The 21,895-nt window shown below is 35.4% G+C and carries 23 protein-coding genes; 1 reads left to right on the forward strand and 22 read right to left on the reverse strand.

Annotated features, from left to right (window positions below; genetic code table 11):
* Positions 1 to 430 precede the first annotated feature (430 nt).
* The gene (locus ACJMLD_RS01000) at positions 431 to 1,996 is read left to right on the forward strand and encodes a hypothetical protein (RefSeq protein ID WP_405267116.1); all 1,566 of its coding nucleotides are present in this window, start codon (positions 431 to 433) and stop codon (positions 1,994 to 1,996) included.
* 25 nt (positions 1,997 to 2,021) lie between these two features.
* On the opposite strand, the gene ACJMLD_RS01005 is transcribed toward ACJMLD_RS01000, so the two are convergent.
* From ACJMLD_RS01005 to ACJMLD_RS01110, 22 genes are all read right to left on the reverse strand, one after another.
* Entirely contained in the window at positions 2,022 to 2,450 is a 429-nt protein-coding gene (locus tag ACJMLD_RS01005) for a DUF3021 domain-containing protein (RefSeq protein WP_405267118.1), read from the reverse strand.
* An 8-nt stretch (positions 2,451 to 2,458) separates the two neighbouring features.
* The gene (locus tag ACJMLD_RS01010; protein ID WP_405267121.1) at positions 2,459 to 2,899 is read right to left on the reverse strand and encodes a LytTR family DNA-binding domain-containing protein; all 441 of its coding nucleotides are present in this window, start codon (positions 2,897 to 2,899) and stop codon (positions 2,459 to 2,461) included.
* A gap of 3 nt (positions 2,900 to 2,902) precedes the next feature.
* A complete protein-coding gene (locus ACJMLD_RS01015) occupies positions 2,903 to 3,178 on the reverse strand; it encodes a 2TM domain-containing protein (protein WP_405267123.1) in 276 nt (91 codons plus the stop codon).
* Positions 3,179 to 3,430: a 2TM domain-containing protein gene (locus ACJMLD_RS01020; RefSeq protein ID WP_405267125.1), complete on the reverse strand. Its 252-nt coding sequence runs from the start codon at positions 3,428 to 3,430 to the stop codon at positions 3,179 to 3,181.
* Positions 3,431 to 3,548: 118 nt separating this feature from the next.
* Positions 3,549 to 4,247, reverse strand: coding sequence for a diacylglycerol/polyprenol kinase family protein (locus tag ACJMLD_RS01025; protein WP_405267128.1), 699 nt, complete (start codon positions 4,245 to 4,247; stop codon positions 3,549 to 3,551).
* Positions 4,247 to 5,365: a tocopherol cyclase family protein gene (locus tag ACJMLD_RS01030; RefSeq protein ID WP_405267130.1), complete on the reverse strand. Its 1,119-nt coding sequence runs from the start codon at positions 5,363 to 5,365 to the stop codon at positions 4,247 to 4,249. The genes ACJMLD_RS01025 and ACJMLD_RS01030 overlap by 1 nt, the downstream gene beginning before the upstream one ends.
* Before the next feature lie 121 nt (positions 5,366 to 5,486).
* The gene (locus ACJMLD_RS01035; RefSeq protein ID WP_405267132.1) at positions 5,487 to 7,592 is read right to left on the reverse strand and encodes a right-handed parallel beta-helix repeat-containing protein; all 2,106 of its coding nucleotides are present in this window, start codon (positions 7,590 to 7,592) and stop codon (positions 5,487 to 5,489) included.
* Positions 7,593 to 7,791: 199 nt separating this feature from the next.
* Complete coding sequence (locus tag ACJMLD_RS01040; protein ID WP_405267224.1) at positions 7,792 to 7,893, reverse strand: zinc-ribbon domain-containing protein; 102 nt, start codon at positions 7,891 to 7,893, stop codon at positions 7,792 to 7,794.
* 9 nt (positions 7,894 to 7,902) lie between these two features.
* Positions 7,903 to 8,331 (reverse strand): EamA family transporter, encoded by a 429-nt coding sequence (locus ACJMLD_RS01045; protein WP_405267133.1) that lies wholly within the window; start codon positions 8,329 to 8,331, stop codon positions 7,903 to 7,905.
* A 39-nt stretch (positions 8,332 to 8,370) separates the two neighbouring features.
* On the reverse strand, positions 8,371 to 8,997 hold the full coding sequence (gene upp / locus ACJMLD_RS01050; RefSeq protein WP_405267135.1) for a uracil phosphoribosyltransferase: 627 nt from the start codon (positions 8,995 to 8,997) through the stop codon (positions 8,371 to 8,373).
* The gene (locus tag ACJMLD_RS01055; protein ID WP_405267137.1) at positions 8,990 to 10,279 is read right to left on the reverse strand and encodes a uracil-xanthine permease family protein; all 1,290 of its coding nucleotides are present in this window, start codon (positions 10,277 to 10,279) and stop codon (positions 8,990 to 8,992) included. Before ACJMLD_RS01055 ends, upp begins: the two co-directional genes overlap by 8 nt.
* Positions 10,280 to 10,518: 239 nt before the next feature.
* Positions 10,519 to 11,160 carry a queuosine precursor transporter gene (locus ACJMLD_RS01060; protein ID WP_405267139.1) on the reverse strand — a complete coding sequence of 214 codons (642 nt, stop codon included), beginning with the start codon at positions 11,158 to 11,160 and terminating at the stop codon, positions 10,519 to 10,521.
* A 180-nt stretch (positions 11,161 to 11,340) separates the two neighbouring features.
* On the reverse strand, positions 11,341 to 13,236 hold the full coding sequence (locus tag ACJMLD_RS01065; RefSeq protein WP_405267140.1) for a hypothetical protein: 1,896 nt from the start codon (positions 13,234 to 13,236) through the stop codon (positions 11,341 to 11,343).
* Between the two features lie 252 nt (positions 13,237 to 13,488).
* Entirely contained in the window at positions 13,489 to 14,124 is a 636-nt protein-coding gene (locus tag ACJMLD_RS01070; protein ID WP_405267142.1) for an HPP family protein, read from the reverse strand.
* A gap of 14 nt (positions 14,125 to 14,138) precedes the next feature.
* A complete protein-coding gene (locus ACJMLD_RS01075) occupies positions 14,139 to 14,966 on the reverse strand; it encodes a 4Fe-4S binding protein (RefSeq protein ID WP_405267144.1) in 828 nt (275 codons plus the stop codon).
* A 66-nt stretch (positions 14,967 to 15,032) separates the two neighbouring features.
* Positions 15,033 to 15,965, reverse strand: a complete 933-nt coding sequence (locus tag ACJMLD_RS01080) for a carbohydrate kinase family protein (protein ID WP_405267146.1) — start codon at positions 15,963 to 15,965, stop codon at positions 15,033 to 15,035.
* 9 nt (positions 15,966 to 15,974) lie between these two features.
* Complete coding sequence (locus tag ACJMLD_RS01085) at positions 15,975 to 16,865, reverse strand: formylmethanofuran--tetrahydromethanopterin N-formyltransferase (protein WP_405267148.1); 891 nt, start codon at positions 16,863 to 16,865, stop codon at positions 15,975 to 15,977.
* 12 nt (positions 16,866 to 16,877) lie between these two features.
* Positions 16,878 to 17,924 carry a hypothetical protein gene (locus ACJMLD_RS01090; protein ID WP_405267150.1) on the reverse strand — a complete coding sequence of 349 codons (1,047 nt, stop codon included), beginning with the start codon at positions 17,922 to 17,924 and terminating at the stop codon, positions 16,878 to 16,880.
* A 3-nt stretch (positions 17,925 to 17,927) separates the two neighbouring features.
* A complete protein-coding gene (locus tag ACJMLD_RS01095; protein WP_405267152.1) occupies positions 17,928 to 19,295 on the reverse strand; it encodes a 4Fe-4S binding protein in 1,368 nt (455 codons plus the stop codon).
* Positions 19,292 to 20,317, reverse strand: a complete 1,026-nt coding sequence (locus tag ACJMLD_RS01100) for a 4Fe-4S binding protein (RefSeq protein WP_405267154.1) — start codon at positions 20,315 to 20,317, stop codon at positions 19,292 to 19,294. Before ACJMLD_RS01100 ends, ACJMLD_RS01095 begins: the two co-directional genes overlap by 4 nt.
* Complete coding sequence (locus ACJMLD_RS01105; protein ID WP_405267155.1) at positions 20,318 to 21,442, reverse strand: nickel-dependent hydrogenase large subunit; 1,125 nt, start codon at positions 21,440 to 21,442, stop codon at positions 20,318 to 20,320.
* A complete protein-coding gene (locus ACJMLD_RS01110; protein ID WP_405267156.1) occupies positions 21,439 to 21,888 on the reverse strand; it encodes an NADH-quinone oxidoreductase subunit B family protein in 450 nt (149 codons plus the stop codon). Before ACJMLD_RS01110 ends, ACJMLD_RS01105 begins: the two co-directional genes overlap by 4 nt.
* Between the last annotated feature and the right edge of the window lie 7 nt (positions 21,889 to 21,895).

Genomic DNA, 21,895 nt, shown 5'->3' on the forward strand with positions numbered 1-21,895 from the left:
ATTGATACTAATATGAAAATAGTCATTTAATTAAACCTTAATTTAACAAATGTCTAATAAACCAACCATTATTTTTATACTAGTACTATTATTTATGTAACGACTTGTAATATAAATATTATCGTTTATCGATGATGTAAAAAATATTTTTTAATTGCTTTTTATTTATAAAAACTCATTAATAATTAATTAATTATTCATTTAACAAAAATTAAAACTAATTTTAAAAATAATTAACTTTATACCAAGTTATTTTAAAAAAAAGTAATTTATCGTATAAATAATAATTATGAAAATAAATACATATCGAATCAATATTAAATACATTATGCAATGATAAGAATATGATTATATATCATTAAATACAAAATTTAAATCAACTATCCTTTTAATTCAACAAAAAGGAGGTGAAAATATAAAGACAAAATACATGTCTCTTTTGCTGCTATTATTACTAATAATATTAATATCACTAAATTCTGCAAGCGCTTCTGATAACACCACATCTGATTTGGAAATGCCTGAAGAAGACACATTATTAGTCGATGAGCATTATGACAATTTAAATATTGCCGATGACAATGACAAGCTGAGCGATGCATCATCAAATTTAGAAAGCAGAATAATCAATGCCAAAAACAAAGAAAAGATTACCATCAATCCCGGCACATATAAAATCCATAACATCAAACTGACTAAAAACATCACAATTCAAGGAAATGGAAATCCAAGAGACATCATTATTGATGGGGAAAACAAATCAAGCATTTTTCTAATTAGAAGCCCTGATGTTCATGTCACCTTCAAGAACATCACTTTTATAAATGGATTTACAAAAAATTTTGGTGGAGTAATTTCCATAGAAACCGGCCGTGTTACTGTAGATAACTGTATTTTCATAAACAATACTGCATTAAATAACACAAATGCTGGAGGAATTTCCAATTATGGAACTAAATACAACAGAGGATACTTATTAGTAAATAATTCCTTATTTATCAACAATCATGCTGATCACGATGGTGGAGCCATTACAACATGCTATGCCGATTCATACATCTACAATTGCGTATTCATAAACAATTCTGCTCATCGCGACGGTGGAGCGATAAGAGTTAGTGTTTTCGGATTTGGAGAAGTTAAAGATTGCATATTTATGTTTAACCATGCTGATGAGTGGGGCGGTGCCTATTACAGTTGGTCTGGTGAATCCGATATCCAACGATGCATATTTTTAAACAACACTGCCGGAACCAATGGCGGTGCAGTAATGGTTTCAGGAAACATCAACATACAAGATTCAATCATTATGAACAATAACGGTAATGAGACCGGAGGATCATTCTACATACAGCAACCTATGTACAATACAAAAACCGTGATTAATGTTCACAACAACTTAATTACAAACAATACATCCCCGTACGGCCAGGAAGTATTCATCAAGTGGAAGGATTCCTATAATCTCTACACCCAATTTGATGATAATGACTGGGGTGGAGAAGATCCAAATAGTTCATCAGTAATTGACCCAAATAATGTAACTTCCAGAAGCAAAGTATCTTCAACAATCAAATCCGATTTATTCAATAAATTAAACGTTGATTTATTATACAAATACCAAGATTTGATTAAAGACTATTTCGCCAACGATTCTTTAAATGAATTAAAAGATAAATTCAAAAAACCTGAAAATAATCAAAACGATGCAGACTCTAAAAACAACGAAACAAATGGAAATGTTGCATCAGATAATATAAACAACAATGTAACATCAACTGTTTCAAATCCAAAAACCGTTTCTAATCAAAATATTGAAATTTTTGGAAATTCAAGTTCCCCTGTTGGTGAAAATGATAAGAATTCATATGAAATCAATGAAACACCATCAGTATCAAAGGAAGTCAAGCAGAACTTAAAATATCTCATTGCAGTTATTGCATTGACAGTAATCCTGCTAGCAATCGGATATAAAAGAAACAAAAAAGAGGAGTAAATAGCTAAGCTATTTACTTTCATTACTATTTTTTAATATTTAGCTTATTATTCAAGTCACGTGCAACCAAATAATAATAAATGTAAAAGCCACACCAAGAAATGGCTGCAAAAATGCATGCGATTATTATCCATTCGATGATAATTCCTATTCCCAAATTGATTGGCATCCATTGAAGATAAATAGCTACAATAAACAATATAACCATTCCAATACCCATTTGAAATGCTACTTGCAATGGAAAGGCGATGTCATCCCTTTCATATATGAGTCCAGTTAAAGAGAACCCCCAACCGACTACGATTGATCCTAAAAATGCATTTATTATTGTAGTGCCTGAAAAACTAACATTTTGAGGACCTCCTTGCAAAGATATTAAAGCCATGATGAACAATACAATGAAGCATCCAACAAAAGCGCCCATTGCCAATCTTTTTATCAAATCTACCTTCATGTTCCCACCTATAAATCCAAAGCCTGTTTAAAATCCGGCAAATATTTCCTTGAGATATTGTCTTTCAAGCCATTCTTGAGTTGTATGAACATCATTCCCTTAAGTGAAGGAGCAACTCTTTCAACTTTCTTCAAATTGACGATAGTTGTCTTGGAAATGCGAACAAAATCTGTTGTTAAATTTTCCTCAATCTGATATAACGGTTTTCTGATTTGATATTCGCTGTTTTCAGTATATACCTTAACCTGTTTGTCCTCAACCCTAAACATGTAAACATCACTGAATTCCAAAAGTGCAATGTCTGGTCCTTTTTTAACGGCCAGCATATCATTTGAATCATCGCTTTCCAGAATTGACATTGCTTTTGTGATATTGTCTGTCAGTTCATTGGTGTGAATATCAGCATATGGCTCTTCAATATCCCTTGAAACAAATAAATTTACCTTCATGATCTATTTCCTTAATTTTTCCATTTCTTCTTGAATTTTTTGCTCTCTATAAGCTTCAGTGTCGAATTTATCATTAAATAGAAATGCTTTTAAAAAATCAACCAATACCCCTATACCCCAAAAGAATACCGGGAACAATACCCACCAAAAATCTGGAGTAAATATTGCATTAATAACTGCCAAAATTGCATTGACAATTACATAAGCCTTGAAATTTTTAAAGAATTTAATTTTTGCATCTGCTCTTTGTTCCGCTAATGTTCTTAAACTATCACTCATCTAATCACCCATTTTTGAAAGTTCTCTATTAATCATCTTTTCTCTATAGTCACTAAGAGGATAAGCTTTGAAATAATCGTCTGCAATTTCAATTCCCCAGAAAAACATTACAAAAGCAAGTAACCAAAAGCTTTGTAGGAATACCAAGCAGATTATTGCTATTATAGTATTTACAATCAAATATTTATATAGATTTTCTTGAAACTTTATCTTTGCATCGACTCTTCTTTCCGCCTCTTCTCTTAAATTCATTGTATCACCATTCGATAATATAACTTGGTACAAGACTATATAAATGGCTATTTGGCGATGTGTCTAAGATGCAAAATTCGACTGCTAAAATGCAAAAAATAAGAATTGAAAATAGTAGCTATAATACAGCTACTAAGAAATATAAAATAGAAGTTATTGCAGGAACTGTCAAATTGTCAATTCCACCATAGCTTAAAGCTTCACATACAGTTGCAACTGCTGATATTGTCAAAATATAAACGATATTGAGTTCAGGCATGACACAACCTATTGAGGAAAAGACAACCCAAACAAACACGCTCATTACAGATGTAATTACAAACATTGTAAGTGATCCTTCGACAGATTTCTCACCGCCGAATACTGTGTATTTGAGTTTTCCGAATTTCTGGCCGATTAAAGCTGCAAAACCGTCTCCATATACCATAGGCACAATAGCTAGTGCAACAATCCAGATGTAGAATTTAGGGTCTCCTGCCGGAGCAATGATTGTGAATACCGCAATCAATATTGTCCAGATTAATGCATAGAAGAACAATCCCAGTGCGTGGCCGGATTCGGTTACACTGTTTTTGATTGTAATCGGTGAGTATTCAGTCAGGAAGAACAGACCGATTGTAATCGGAAGTGTTAAAAACCAGACCATTACCCATGGATCTGAGAAAAATGGCATGGCAAATATCATGTTACCTACCATAATATGTAGAAATTTACGTGAAACTTCAGGCCTTGTCTTTAAAACCATTTCAGCTACAACGAAAATGACGGCTACATAAATATATACAATTATTAATGCAAGGATGTCTGAGAATATCATTATTTATCATACTCCCCGTATTCACAGCCCGCATTCTCCATCTTGACATGGTCAATTAGGGTTCCGTCGTTTTTGTATAATTTTATTTCGCCCCAACCGTTTCCTCCATTCCATAAACGGTTGTGTCTTTTTTGGCCGTCAGGAGCTTCATAGTTGAACAGCATCATCTCATCTCGTCTGCAGTACAGGACCATTTCCATTCTGGAGTTCCTGTTGCTTGCATTTACCCTCCAGGTATGGATTTCATCCCCCTCTTCAAAGTCAAAGTCGATTTTTACAAGGTTCCAGAATCTTGCGAAATTATACTCGTACATGGTTCCTTCATAGTAAAATCCGATTAACAGTTTACGAGGTATGGATATTCCAAATGCCTTCGGCTTTCCACCTCCGGCTTCAAATGCTGAATTGTTTAATTTTTTACCTGTTTTGAGGCTAGTCAAGTTGCATGATGAAATCCATAGCCATGGTGAGGTGAAGTCCCCTCCCCAGTTCTTGTCAGCATAACCGTATGACTTTTCAGGAATCACTTCATATTCTTCGCCATCAAGCCAGATGGTCCCGCTATACTCAGTTTTGATTCCTTCAGCATGCCAGAACATTTCAAATGAATTCAGTTTTCTGAACAATGAATTTGCACCATAGCCGACATTAAAAGTGATTTGCTTATCGATGTCCAAATCCCACATCATGTCTCCAGCATCGGACATATATTCAGGATGGTCACGAGCTTCCTCTTCGCTTACTCTTGAAAATCCACTCATATGGGTTTCTGTCAGACTGCAGTCACCTACCTGAATATTCAATTCATCATCAGGGCAATTGAAATATTTCATTGAGTAGAAATTATGAATCTGTTTCGGATTTTTACCCCAAGTACCCGCCTTAATCATACAGTATGACGGTCTTTTACCCGCTTTCTGATTTTCAGGCAATTGTCCTAAAGTAGGTTCTTCTTCAGCTAAAGCTGGATTACATACAAAGTATTCAATAAAAAAAGGTCTCGGTTCGCCAGTTTTCTTATTATATGCAGTTAAGGAATGCCACCACCAGTCATAACCCTTTTTGGCAAGTGGTCCCTTGAGCATATAATAGTCTCTTTTCAAATCACTTTTATTCATACATTAATCCTCCAAAGGTAAGATAATATATGATTTGTAAAAGATATATTAAAAAGGTTATTATAAAATCGGTGAAAAATAGAAAAAATTAGGCGAAAAATAGAAAAAATATGAAGAAAAGTTATCTTTTGGAATTCATTTCTTTAATATCTTCACGATAATATAGGCCTATTGTCAATATTATCAATAATACAATTAATGAGATTCCAGTAACTCTGTAGATATCTTCATCTTCAATAGTTATTTGTTTTACAACAGACTGTGACTCTGAACCTGCTTTTCCTGCATCTCCATTGCTGCTATCAGAAGCGCTTTCCGGAGAGGTGGTTGACTGTGTTTCATAATTTTGTGAAATATCATTGATTGGATTGTTTGCATTACTGCTTGGGCTTGATTTTTGGCTATGGGTGCTGTTTCCTGTATTATCACTGCTGCCTTGTCTTGATGAACCGTTGCCGCTATTCGCATTTCCTCCAGATCCATCACCATTCCCATTACCGTTTCCATTTCCACCATATGGAATTTCCGGATATACAAAACTTGGTGTTACTCCATTTATCGGTTGGGAGGCTTTAGAGTCTGAATCAAACTTATTGTCTCTTTGAGAATTGTCTACAATTGCTTTAATAAGGTCCTTATCGTTTGCATCAACAGTGAATACTGCAGCACCACCCCTCACAGTAATACTGATGCTTTGACCGCCATTAACAGTATATTTTAAAGTTCTGTCTGGCAGCAAACTAGCAACATCACCATTTGAGTCAACAAATAAAGCCTGGAATTGATTAGACCCAATCTGTTTAACTGTAAACTTCATATTATTGGTTTTAATTTTAGGGCATACTCCCTTATAATCAGTATACCAGTTGTCACCGACTTCCAATTTAGTGCCATAATCCTGGTAATATGTATCTCTTGCTTCAACATCCATATGAAGATTGGAGTATATTGCATTATAGCTGATTTCCTGATTTTCTGGTTTTATATAATCATCGAAAAACTGAATGCCGTTTCCCCAATTTTCGGATATTACGTTTGACTGAATGGCATTGCTTCCAACATGAGCCAAGGATATTCCGTTGTCCTTATTGGCAACTATTGAATTTAACTTAATATTTAAATTATCACCTGCATTAGTCGCTACAATTCCATCACGCTCATTTTTGGAAATTGTATTGTTATTGATATAGACGTTCTTAGGCCCTTCACCATAATCGACACCATTAACTTTTTTAGTTAAATAAACACCATTATTCTTGTTTTTTGAGATATCATTGCCATGAATATAAACTTTATTTGATTTGGCCACTTCAATACCATTAATTCCATTGTTAGTCAGTATATTATTGAAAATATATGTTGAGGTAGTATCTCCTACAACAATGCCTGATTTGGAATTTTTAACAATCTTGTTGTTGGTAATGTTGAGATATTTTGTTCCGGTTGCAACAATACCATTGCCTTTGGAAGTAATCTCATTGTTGATTATTCTTACAAAGTCAGAATCACGTATAACAATTCCTGCACTTCCATCCTGAATATTGAAACCTTTTATAATAGTATATGATGCATTTTTACCTTTAACGGTAATTGCCGGTTTGTTTGAAGCGGATTTTAAAACAGTGTTTGAGTTACTGACCAAAGTCAATCGCTTATTAACTACAAGATTAATGTTGGAATAGCTTGATCCCTTAAATAAAATGACATTCTTATCTTTTGCATTATCAATAATTTTTTGAATTTCTGAGTTTGACAAACCCTTATCCACCACGCGGGTATTTTTAACAACGATTGTTGTTGTGTTAGAGGAGGATTTATAATTGGAATTTCCTAAAAATTTTGTTGTAACATTGTAAGATCCATCTTTTAGGTTTATTTGAAGAGATGCAATTCCCTTGCCATTAGTAGTCTTTGCATAAGTTTTACTTGAAACATCAAATGTCACTTTGGAATTTGCAAGAGCTTTTCCATTTTCATCAGATAACCTTATTTTAAAATAATCCCCAATCGCATCGAATGTGGTGTTGCTTTCCACATTGATTTGAGTATCAATCTTTGAGGACTCTTTTAAAACACTCTGATTAGCATCACTGCTGGATAAAACATCGCACTCTAGAGAGCAGTTCAGTTCTTCATCTGTTGCGTTATCTATTTCATGAGCCACACTGAAATTCAAGCTGAATAGAACCAACACAATTAGTACAACAATGAAAACTTTTTTATTCATATTTCACCTCCCTTGCATCGATTTGTAAGAATTAATCATTGATAATTAACCTTAATATATACTATATTTTTTATTAATATATACTTGTTGAGTTTTTTCAAGAGCAAAATAAGAATTTTTAAAAATTAGAAATAAAATTAAATTTTTTTATTGAAATGGGTAGATTTGAAAAAAATAATAAGATGGGGATATGAAACAATTAGAAATCATCCTCTTCATCAATGCAATATACATCATATCCACATTTGGAACAGTATTCTTCGCCTTCCTCAACCCAAGCGCCACAGACCGGACAGTACATCAAAACACCTCATAAATTAATCAATATTAAACCAATCATGCAAACAAAGATTCCTAAAATCTGGCGAATGGACACGTTTTCCCTATATAAAAAGTACCCTACAATCAGAAGGACACATGCAAGGCCAATATTGGCAACAACGCTTGCATTGCTTACCTGCCAGCCTGCACGATAGACAAAGACATATCCCACTTCCAGGCCTACAATGGCTAATGCTAAAATGATTGATGTCCAATTTATCTTTGATATTTCAGCGCCGACATTTGATGGGCCGACAGCAAATGCAAAGATAGCTGCAGAAATGATAGCTGCTACACAGTAAGTTACCATCAATGCACCGAACGGATTAACATCCGAAGGCATTGACTTCATGCAGACATTATAGAAAGTGTTTGCAAGAATGACTATTAAAATCGGCCAAACCAAATTCCAATTCATAGCAATCAAAAAAAGAAATATAAAGTGAAGTTGCCTTCACTATTTTGTTCCATAAATTCTGTCGCCTGCATCTCCAAGACCAGGTAAGATATATGCATTTTCGTTCAATTCCCTGTCAACGACAGCACAGAAAATCTTAACATCAGGATGGTCATCCTCAATGCATTTGATACCCTGTGGAGCTGCTACAATACATAATAATTTGATTTTAGTCACTCCATCTTCCTTAAGCTTGGATATAGTTGCAGATGCGCTTCCGCCTGTTGCAAGCATAGGGTCGATGACCAAAACTTCCCTATTTGCAATTCCCTCGGGCATCTTATAGTAATATTCTACCGGCTGGAAAGTTTTCTCATCCCTATAAAGCCCGATATGACCTATCTTTGCATTAGGGAAAACATTCAATATTCCGTCAACCATTCCCATTCCAGCCCTTAAAATTGGAACAATGGCATAATTGTCTTCATCTATCATACCGGTTTCCATCTTTTCAAGAGGAGTTTCAATGGTTGTCTTTTCAAGTTTTGCATCCCACATTGCCTCATACATTAAGATTGTGGAGATTTCAGATACCAATTCCCTGAATTCCTTAGTTCCAGTATTGATATCCCTTAGGACTGCAAGCTTATGAGTAATCAATGGATGATTCAATACAAATTCATTCATGCTTTTCCTCCGGCACTAAAAGATTTAATAATACACCGACGATTGCAGCAAGAGACATTCCTGAAATGGATATGGACAAGTCACCATATACAAATGATAAAGCTGCTCCTCCTAAACCTAAAACAAGCATGGTTGCGGCTACAACAACGTTTTTGGTATTGGTAAAGTCAACTTGGTTGTTGATTAAGATTTTAAGACCGTTTACGCAAATAAAACCATATAATAATACAGATATACCACCTAAAACCGGTTGAGGAATAGCTGTTAAAAGAGCAGTCAAAGGTCCTAGGAATGCAAAGAGTATTGCAATTATTGCTGCAAGACCAATAACATAAGTGGATGCTACACGAGTCATACCTACAACAGAAGTATTTTCACCATATGTTGTGTTTGCAGGACCTCCAAGGAATGCTGCTAAAAATGTAGCAAGACCGTCACCGAGCAATGTTCTTTGAAGACCAGGGTCTTCAATTAAATCACGGCCGATGATTTCACTTAATACCTTGTGGTCCCCAACGTGTTCCACCATTGTTACCAGCGCAATCGGAACGATGGTCAGAACTGCTGCAAAGTTCAAATCATAATTAACAATCGGCAAGTAGAATTTAGGAATTTCAATCAGATGAGCAGACCATACAGGCGCAAAATCAACCATACCAAGTAATGCCGCTACAATATAACCTACAATAATACCAATCAAAAATGGAATGACCTGCTGGATTCCTCTTCCACGAACAGCCACAATTGCAGTCATCAGAAATGCAACAAATGCAACCAATAGATTATTCCATGAAACATGCACCAGGTCTAGCCCAATTTCCTGGATAGCGGTTGGAGCCAGAGATAAACCAATAACCATAATCATTGGACCGACCACAACAGGAGGAAGCAGTTTGTTGATCCATTCCGGACCGGTGACACGAATAATCATTGAAATAGCTACATAAACAAGACCGACAATCATTAAAGCTGTAAATACGCTTCCAGTACCCCCGATTGCATAACCTGCAACCATAGGAGCAATGAATGCAAATGAACTTCCCAGATATACTGGGCTTCTATTACGAGTACAAAGTAAATAAATTAATGTACCTAAACCAGATGAAACCAATGCTACAGGTATTGATAAAATATCTGCACCCGCAGTTGTATTCACTACAATAGGAACCAAAATTGTAGCTCCAAACATTGCACATACATGTTGAATAGCGAGTAAAACCCATCTGAGTGCAGGTGGCTTTTCACCAGTGCCCAATAGCATGTTAGTATTTATATTCACCATATATATCACAAAATTTTCCTATATTTTTTCATAAATTGGTTAATTATTTTAAAAAATTCTATTGAATGTTTTAATAATTAAATTAAAAATATCTAAAACTTGTAAATCATATTTTAGATATCGTTTTAACAATTTCTGATTAATAATATATATCTGAATAAAAGTATAAAATATTTTTCTAATCATGAAAGATTGATGGAAAAAATAAAAAAAGTGGGAAAAAATATTCCCTCAAATATTTAAGCTTCTGCAGGTTTTCCCTTTTCGGCCCATTTTACAGTCATAGTTGTAAACGGTTGGGCAATTACAGTCCAAATCAAACTTAAGAGCCAGTGTGAGAATATCATGATTAAAATCTCAATAGGAGAATACACACCAACGAATGCAAGACCGATAAATACAAAGTTATCGATTAATTGACTGAAAGCAATTACTGCGAAGTTTATAACTGATGAATATTCCCTTCCCCTGTTAACAATGACTGTCAATCTTGCATTTACAAAGTTACCGATTAAGTAACTGATGTAAGATGCTACAAGGATTCTTGGAGTTTGGGTAAATACAAATGCTAAGCTTGAATCTCCGGTAAAGAAACTTGGAGAAGGCAAGAACAATATTAAAGTGGTCATGAAAACAAACAACACATCAACAGCAATACCTAAAAAAAGGGTTCTGCGCGCTGTTCTTTCACCATAAACATCTGCAATTACGTTTGTTAAAATATATACCAAAGGATAAATCAATACTCCCGCAGGAGTTTCCATTCCTAAAAATCCTATGTTGATAATCTTAACAGTAATTAAGTTTGCGATTGTAAATGCCATACAGAAAAATGCAGTTATTATTACACGTTTTTCAGTAAAGTCAAAATTTAAATCCATACACGTTTATATTAAGTTTTAAAGTATTTAAAAGTATTTATAAAGCTTATTTGATAAAAATAAAATAAAAATGAGTGTAAATTAAATTAATCTTTACATGCATCAATATTCTTTCAAAATAAAACGAACAACATATGAATCTAAACATTTTAGAAAGAATGCTCCTATTGAATTATGCCACTAAATTAACCCCATTTTCTGATTGGTGTTGTATCGATTCCAGTTAGTGCCCATGCTGTTATAGAAACAATTTATGCTATCTTTTGTAGAATTACCAAGTTTATAGTTGAGCCTTACAATTACGCTTTCTTCCCATTTGGAAAATTTGTTTTTCATATAGCTTACTTTAATCCATTTGCTTGGAATATTGTCATAGCTTCCATAGGAGTTGCTTACCAGAACTTTTTTACCGTCACCACTTATGTCCAAAATTGAAACATAATGCCCCTTGGCATGGAATATCAATGCAGCACCTCCTTTTTTAAGCTCATCTAAAGCATTATTAAATGAATCCTTATGGAACATGGTGCTATTGAACCCGTTTTTATTCAAACCATCTATAATATCTATGCATTTTGTTCCGTTGACCGGCTTCGCCCCCATCTGTTTTGCAAGATACTTCTCACAGTAATAATTCCTTAAGACCTGGGTGCAAACGCTTGCAGATGTCGGTCCACAATTGTAACTAGTAGATTGAACGTCCCTTACTTCAGGGTAGTTATATTGCTTGCCTTTTAGAGATACTGTAATCTCTTTCGGCCAATAGTTATGCTTGTTCTTTTGAACTATCTTTGCATTAACAGCCCTTTCAATAACATTCCATTTTTCCCTTTTTATGATATGATTTGTATAAGGATGATTTTTTGTCTTAAAGAAAGTGTACTTGGATAGCTTATTATTTAAATATAAGCAATAGCTGTCTCTTTTGATAACATCTCGATATTGTGCTTTGGTTAAGGTATACTTTGCATTATTGTCGGCCATCACATAACTTTTAGGCATCATATCAATATCCGGAACGCCGTTTCTAGTTGAAACATTATGTTTTAGCGGATCCTTTACATTGCCTTCAACACATTTAACCTTCTTAAACACCTTGAATTTGTCGTATTTTGCAGTTACTGTATATGTTTTGGCCTTCACTTTAGGCTTAATGACTACAATTCCTTCAGAATTGGTTTTTTTGGTGAATTTCTTATTGCCCACTTTGATTTCAATAGTTTTTTTAGTAATTGCCGATTTGGATAAGCCCTTTAGATAAATCCTTAAATATCCATTGGTAAGCAACATTGAATTTCCGATTTTTATTGATCTTGCATAAGTCACATGGAATTTGAGAGTTTTTGAGGATGACTTAAACTTATTGTCCCCTTTGAAGATAGTTTTTATAGAGTATTGGGATGGATAAGACTTGACCTTAAAAGCTATTCTGCCGTTCTTATTTGTTTTTTTGGTATAGGTTTTGCCTTTGAACTTTACCGATATCTTTTTACCTGAAACGGGATTGGAGTGCTGATCCATCAAATAAAAGTACAGATAGTTTCCCCGGACTACAAAATTAGTGTAGCAGGTAATCTTAGTCGATAATTTTGATACCTTTATATTGAATGCTTTAGTAATCGGATTGAATCTGTCATCACCATCAAAAGAGATTGTTAATTTATGGGTCTTGGCGGCTAAATTGATGTTTAAATTAGCTGCGCCTTTAGAATTAGTAGTAATGGAATATTTTTTATCGCCAATGGATGCAGTTAATTTTTTTGACTTTAACGGATTTCCAGATGAGTTCTTTAGATAAATCACTAATGTGTCCCTGCTTTTGACCTTGGTTGATTTGACAGATACTTTCGGAGTTGTTTTTACAATTGGAATTTCATCAGTACTGCTTGCATTATCGAGTACATCTGAATAATTCGAATCAACATTACTGTTTAAATCATCTTCACCAATCATTTCTGGAGCAGAATCATCAACCTGTGATGAATTAGTGGAATCAACATCAACAGCAGATACGACCGTTATATTTAAAGCTAGAAAAACTAAGAGAATTATGAAAAATTTTGTTTTAAGCTGCATAGATTCACCATTAACTAAATTTAATGTTTATTTTGAATTAATTAAATAGTTAATGTAAAAATTAGTTTACAAAACGGCAATGGATTGAATTTTAGAAAAAAGACAGATTTATTTTAAGAATATTCAATTAAGAGAAATTTTAGAATGAATCTAAAAAATCTATCAATTGAACATTTCTGCGAGTAATTAGTTAATTTTAAGTTATTTTGTCAATGCGCTTTAATTCGGGTCTGTTAATTACTCGGCAACCAATTATTTTCTTGCTTTTCCAACTCTGCGAGCAACAACCAATTCCCCAACAGATATTAAACCCGCAAAGAATTTTTCCAATCCTCCGGTTGCCCAGATGGCTTCACCGAAAGTTGAATCCATAATGTTTGCTTCATATTCTTCCGGAGTAATCTTTTGACCGGTAGTCTTCTTGGACACTAATGCTGAAGCGGCCATCAGTTCTTCCCAGGTTACACCGTTGAGTTGATTCTGCATTGCCTTGTATAATTTTACAACTTTAATATCGTAAAGTTCAGACAATAGCTCCACAATATCGCATGCGCGGACCATACCTATGACCTGATTGTCATCATTTACAACAGGAACGGTTACGAACTTGTTGTTTGCAGTCAATATCACAGCCTTTCTTGCAGGGTCATTTTCATGAACGGTAGCGACTTCTTCATAACTGCTCATTATTTCAGAAATCTTTTCGTTTCCATCCCTTAATCCTTTAGTGATGTCGAATGAAGTTATCCATCCGACCAACTGCTTATTATCATTTACTACAGGACAGGTAAAACGCCTAATTTCCTCCATTACCTTTGAAACTTCGACTACATTATCATTTGCATTTAGATATACAAAGTCTTTATCCATCAACTCTTTTGCTCTCATAAACAGACCTCCTTTTATTCAATATCCATTCTCTTTAAAGCACCGACCGGACAATGATGGGTGCATTGAGTACATCTTATGCATTTATCATTATCCAAAACAACTCTACCTTCGACCAACTCTACAGCGCCGGTCGGACAATTCTCTTCACATAAATAGCAATTGACACAGGCATCATGATTTACATCTATAACTCTGCTATGGATTATAGGTCCGATATACCTATCCAATTCAACTGCATTATGATTTAAAGAGATTTGAACACACGCGCCACAACCAATGCACATTTTTTCGTTGATATATGGATATAATTCGTCATCTATTAATTCAATGCCTAAATCCACATTTAAATCTTCGAAAAATTCCCTAAATTCAAGAGTGAATGCATTTGTCGGACATAAGCTTGCACAGTCAGCCCAATTATTATCATCTGAATAATCAATTGAAATATTATTCATACGAACTACTCTGTGAGGAGAGCTAACATTGGATAACTTGTATTCAATTACCCCACGTTCATCTTCCCCATCATAAATAACTGAATTATCGATTAGTTTAATTGCAGAAACAGGGCAAGTCTGCACACATATTTCGCACTTGACACACTTATCAGTTATCTTAGCTATTCTAAAAATATTAGCTGGTTCGATTGCATTAACTGGACACTCGCCAACACATGTATTGCATCTTACACATCTAGGCGCTATAGCAATGATTTCTTCTTCCGCATTAAAATTTTCCAGTTCGAATTGGAAATCATCACTATCATCATCTAATTCAACAGATTTCAAAAGAACTTCTCTTTCCAAATCTTCCATCTGTTTTGTAAACGATACATTCATTTTAATACCAACTAAACTATTTTTTTAATTAAATATTTTGTTTTTATTATTATTAAATTAATTTGATTAAATAAACTCCATTAAATCCTTTAATGAAGGGAATTTGTCAACTCCAAACCCTTCAATTGATTTGCTGGCCACCCAGTTTCCGATTCTGCATGATTTTTCCAAATCATATCCCTGCAAAAAGGAATATAAAAATCCGCTATTGAAGCTGTCTCCGGCACCAGTAGTATCGACAACATCACACTCAAAAGATTCTACAAAACACTCTTGAGAGTTATCCATTGCAAATACTCCTTTTGAACCCTGCTTTACTACGACAGTTTCAATGCCATGATCAAGCAGACCAATAGCCAATTCCTTAAGTGGAGCCTTATCATTATTACATAATAATCTTAATTCCGGTTCATTTATGAGCAATATATTAGTCCTTTTGAGTATAGGCTCAAGTTCAACGAACCCCTTTTGCACATACAGCATACCCGGGTCAAAACTTAATATGGTTGCATCATTAAGCTTTTCCAATAATTCTATTTGAGTCTTGAAGGAATCTCCAACGAAAGATGTGTAATGCATTATCTTACATCTCATGATGTTCAATGGATTTATTTCACCAATTTTAATGTCATCATTCACGCCGGGGTCGATGTAAAGACATCTCTCACCTTCCTCATCAACAAAACCTAAACATTTGCCTGTTGCACCTGTTTCTGAGTAAATCAGATTATTGGTGTAAACGCCGTTGATTGCCAGATTATATTCTATCAAATCACCGTCATCATCTTCAGCAATTTTGCCGATGATGGATGTGGAACAGCCTAACCTGGACAAGCCTATGATTGTATTTGCAGCAGAGCCTCCCGGAGTATCAGTTTCCTTTTTAATGAAACTCTCCTCATCTTTTCCTGCAATCTTTCCTACAGAATAGAGCTTATCCACATTCAATGCTCCAAATCCTATAACTTCCGCATTAAGATCCATATCTAGAATTTCCATTTTAAAACCTTACTTTAAAATATCCAATAAATTTATATTTTTATCTCCAAGTTTGCCACCAAAGTTGCCTGCAGATATTCCCATTACCCCATCAAATTCTAGAGCAGCATCAATACCTGCTTTTACTGCATTGTTCATTGATTCTTCATCTGTTGCATTTATTACAACTTCCGGAATATAGTTTACTCCATCCGGAACCTTAGAAATTTCTCCTAAAGACTCCTTTAGTGAAGGACAATAGAAGTGATTTGTAGTCGGACCGATTTCCGGATAATTGGTTTCCGGTTTTGAAGCTGCAGAACAAATGTCAAATGGAGTGGTGGCTCCTTCAATATCCATGATTGCATCGATAATGGCCTCACCAGCATCCAAAACGGCTTCTTGAGTGGAACACAAATACCAGAAATTGCCTCCCATGATTCCGTCATTCAATCTGAATTTCTCCTCAATCTGGAAATCCGGAACTGCAATCGGAACATTGATCATCTTTCTTCCGTACTCTTCAACAATCCACTCATATCCATCACCGCAGTGGCCCACTATATCCATCATTTCAATATATTCGTTGCCGTCTGCAGCAGAATAATCAAAGATTCGTGTGAATGGCTTGACCAGGATATCCTGCCTAAGCCTGTAGGACAATTCAAATGCGAACTTTTCCACATTATCCCCATCCAACCAGTATTGTACAATAGCTCCAAATCTTCCATCGGGAGTTTGTGATTCATCTAAGAATCCTTCAACACCGCCTTCAACTCTTCCAATCACTGCGCTTGGAGTTGAAGTTGAATCATAAGCTGCCCTCTCTACAATCTTTTCTGTAGGTCCGGTAATCAAAGCCCTTACATATTTTCCTTCGAATGCTTCGAAGAAAGTATCCTGCACTTTATCATAACTCATCTTTTCACCTAATTATCCCAATCCACCTATATCCTGACCACGAATATTGTTTCTCATGTCTTTACTGACTTTCAATATTGAATCGAAGTTGTCTTCTGTTATAATTTCAATTATCGGATACTCATGATTGTTAAAGACTGAGAAAAATTTATCTTTTATTTCCAAATCAATATCGTAGTCTGTGAATAATTTTTCATAATCATCTGCATTATTATAATCATTAATAAATTCCAAAACTTTATTCTTATCATTTTTTACGTATATGTCAGCTATAACCGCAGTTGCAATAGCGCTTGGAGACACAATAGCAATTTCTGCAACTTTTAATGGATATTCATTGCCATTGAATGAAATGCTTATACCATTGTTTTTATGAGCAAAATCCAATGGTTCCACATCAGTTATGCTGTCTCCAATATAAAGAATCTCATTAACATCGATGCCGTCCCTTTCAATGATCTCATCGATGGCCAATTTCTTACCTTCCCCCCCAACAACATCGATATCCTTGATCTCATCATAGATTCCCATTTCGACAATTTGGGAAAAGAAGATATCATCAAACAGCTCGTAGTCGGTAGGATTGTCCAAAATCAATTCCTTGAATTCGTTGATTTTTTCAATTTCTTCACTATTGAGTGTAAGCTTATCTAGATTGACCTTGGTGTAAAATGTATTTTTGAAAGGCAGTTCCATATAATCAGATACTGCTTCAATATATTGGCCATAACTTGTGCTAACTATATAAGTATTCATTGCGTTTTGCAAATATTTTAATAGGAATTTTGAATCATTTACTGCATAAATGTGATTTCGGGAAAATTCGACCAAATCCTCATTATCGAGATTCTCTGCAATGAAGAAAGGCAAAATCAGTTTTAATGTATTGCCCGCCTTGTAATTTTCCCTTTTTACAATGTCTGCCAAATAGTCATCATACAGACTAAGTGTTTTAAATAATTCATCACCTTGCCTGATGAAATTGGCCGATAACTCAAATGCGTTATCATTTAAGGTTAGCGGACCTTCACAATCTGTAATAAATGATTTTTCGAACATAATTCACCTGAAATTTACAATCCTGATTGCATCAAGCGGACAAATTGCCTCGCATGTTCTGCAATAAATACACTTTTCACCGTCAAAGTCTATCTTATCATCAGTTAAGGATAAAGCATCAACCGGACAATTCTTTACACAAATTGCACATGCTTGGCATTTGTTATCTGAAAGTGAAAAGTCGCCCAATCTTTGACTATATAGATAAGACCTGGCATAGTACAAATCAGTATCCTTACTGTAGAAATAATCGTCATAAGCACCGATTGCATCAAACTGGCATTGTTCCACACATTTGCCGCAATAGACACAATTGTCATTAATTTTAATTGGATTTGGACCGTTCAATTCTATTGCGCCAACTGGACATACATTTAAGCAGTCCCCGCAGGCAAGACATTTATTTTCATAAACTTCAATGTTCCTGTCCATTAAGTAAGAACCGAATAGCTTTGTGAACTTGTCTATTTCAATATTTGAATCAAGACTAACCTTCAATTCACTTTCCATTGCGTCGTTTACCTTATATTCAATGAAATTCTCAAAGTTCTGGTCATCGAATTCCAAAGCTGTGGATTTTGCCACTTTTTCCAAAACCTTATTCAAACTGATCAAATCAAGAGACAATATTTTAATGTCATGGTCAACGATTCCTGACACTATATCAAATGATTTGATTTCACTATACATCTTATAAGCCTTTTTACGTGAAGAATATTTTATTGCCCCTGAAGGACAGGAGTGCATACATTCCTCACATCTTGCACAATAGCCCGGATTGATATACGGCAGCTTATTTGTCCTTGCAACGTTGATTGCACCCATTGACGGACAGACTCTTGTACAAGTCATGCACCCAATACAATTGTCCTGGTTAACAACAACAGCCTTACCTCCTTTAACAGTCTTTGGAAGCAACTGCCCATATTTAATGGCATCAGTAGGACATACTCTGAAACAATATCCGCATCTAACACAGGTATCCTTATCAATCTCGCTGTGAGGTTCGCTTTTGCCATCGGCTACAATATGTATGGAACCATTTTTACATGCCTGGACACAGGCTCCACAAGCCTTACACAATTTTACATTTATATTTGGAACATTTTCTTTAATTGGTGGATCCATATGCACATCTAAAGAAATTGCATCATCTGGACAAGCATTACGACATAATACACAACCAAAGCAAGTATTCCTAATTTTAATTAAACCGTCCTCTTTATCCATATATATTGCATCAATCGGACATGAATCAAGACATGGCTTATCCTTACAGTCAGCGCATCTGGTTTGATCTATCAAATAATCAACATCAACATGTCTTAACGGTCTTGGTGTTTTAGTATAACTGTCAATCATAACACTCACTCCACAATATCCTCATTTAGGTTAGATGCCTTTACAGTAACATGAATATTTTCTCCATTATCCATAGAGAATTTAGCAATGAAATACTTGATTACTGAAAATGGACAGGTTTGGTAACAAATACTGCAGCGCAGACATCTTTCCTTGTTTCTAACAATCGTATCATTTTCCTCATCAAAAGAGATGCATTTTGTCGGACAGTCAGGAATACATAACTGGCATTTTTCACATCTGTCCTTATCCCAGTCTATTACTCTAATCTTAAGCCTGTTTACAGCATTTGTAATGATTTCTCTTGCAATCTCATCATCCGGAATTATCTTCAATGCATCATCCCAAATTTCAGAAAGAGGCACATCATATTGTAGAAGTCCATCCTTTTCCAAAGCCCTCAAGTCTTCTTCCTGATTATTTATAAACTCTTCAAGATGATTTACGCATAAAAGAATTAAATCCTTTTGATCCTGTAGATTTTCTACGAATACTCCTTTCATTGCACCGTTGACAGGACAAATCTCCAAACAATCCCCGCAGGAAATACAATTAAGCTGGTCTACAACAATTTTACCGTCGACTTCACTAATGGCATCAACAGGGCATTGTTTCAGACACTTTTTACATTTGAGGCACAAATAATCATCAACTATGTATTGCCTTTTTGAAGGAATGATATTGAATTCCGGCAAAATCAAATGGTTTAACCCGCATTCCAAAGTCTTTGGATCTGTCGGACAGACTTCTGCACAAAAACCGCAACGGATACATGCACCAGGAGTAATTACAGGATAAGTCAAACCCTCACCGGTTTCGTCATCCTTTTCCCTGATAATCCTTATTGCATTCGGTGATGGACATGAAACAGTACAAGCCCCACATCCTATACAATATTCTTTGTTGACTTTCGGGAAATCCCTGAATCTTTCAGGTTTTTCAGCGATTTCAGGATTGGTTTTTGCATCCGCAAATGCATCTGCCCATGCCTTTCTTGCAAAATCAAAGATATACCACATTAAAGATGACATCTATTTCACCTCATAAAAGTCTTTGATTTCGGTTTTTCCATGTTCATCAGTAATGGCCACTCTTTCAGCGCATGCCACACAAGGATCGCATGAAGCATAAGTGGACACCGCATCTGCAACGGTCGGAACATCACGAATCATATATTTTGCACAGGCGTCCATATTAGAAATACTCGGAGTTCTAATGGAGATATTCTTGATTAAAGTACCATTGGTTTCAATCATGTATGTTACTTCACCACGAGGGGCCTCGTTTTTACGCATTGCATAACCTGATTTCAGATCAGCAGGAGTACGAACTTCACCATCAGGTATGTTTTCAATAGCTTGTCTAATCAGACTAATGGATTCAGGAATCTCATCAAATCTGGTCAATGTTCTTGCGTAGTTATCTCCTTCTTTTCTTCTAATTACTTTGAAGTCGAAATAATCATCATATGTGTAATGACCTACCCTATAATCTTCCTTAACATTGGAAGCCCTTCCGATTGGACCTACGGCACGGCCTTTTATGGCTTCTTTTTTGGTCATTACCCCTATTCCTTTACATCTTAGCGCTAAAGCTGGACCTTCTGCAAATAATGCTCGAGTTGTTTCAAACTCATCTTCGATTTTTTTGAGGTTTTCAAGAATAGGTTCAAAATGGCGCTCGTCAGCATCCATCCTAACACCGCCAACAACATTCCATCCCATATTGACTCTGTTTCCTGTCAATAACTCAATTGAATCCATAGCATATTCCCTTAACTCCAAAACACGCATGAACAATGTTTCATGATCCATTGATTTGAAGAATGTGGAGTTTGCAAGCAAATGACTTTGGATTCTATCCAATTCGTTTGTAATGACCCTTAAGAATTGGGCTCTAGGCGGAACATCCACTTCAGAAATCTGTTCAATGGTTTCTGCGAATGTTTGTGTGTGTTCATATGAACAGATACCACATACACGTTCTGAAAGATAAATTCCTTTCTGCCAAGTTTGACCTTCAATAATCTTTTCAATACCTCTGTGAACATAACCAAATTCAATTTCAGCCTTGACAACCCTTTCTCCTTCAGTGTGGAGCTTAAGTCTTATAGGTTCCTTTAAAGCCGGATGAATTGGGCCGATAGGTACTATCATTTCTGTTCCCTCCCACGATCAGCAATAGCTTGTGGACCCACAGCCAGAATGGCCTCTAGAATTTCACTAGGCCTTGGCGGACATCCTGGAATTGATGCTGCAACAGGAATGAAGTTGGATGCAGGTGCATGCACATGACCTCCCTCTTGGTTAAATACATCACCAGACACCGGGCAGTTTCCCACAGCTACGGCTATTTTTGGTTCAGGAGCTTTATCATAAATTCTTTTTAAGTTGTCTACCCATTGTTCAGTGACTGCACCAGTCAACAACAGGACATCAGCTTCACGAGGATTGTTGTGAACATAAATACCATATTGCTCTAAGTCATATCTTGGAGACAACAGTGCAACACATTCTACATCGCAACCATTACATCCGCCACAATTTACGATACAGACATGAATTGAGCTTTTTCTCACAACATCCTTAATAGCGTCTAACATTGTACTC

The sequence above is a fragment of the Methanobrevibacter sp. genome, from assembly GCF_045112895.1.
In the GTDB taxonomy this organism is placed as follows: domain Archaea; phylum Methanobacteriota; class Methanobacteria; order Methanobacteriales; family Methanobacteriaceae; genus Methanocatella.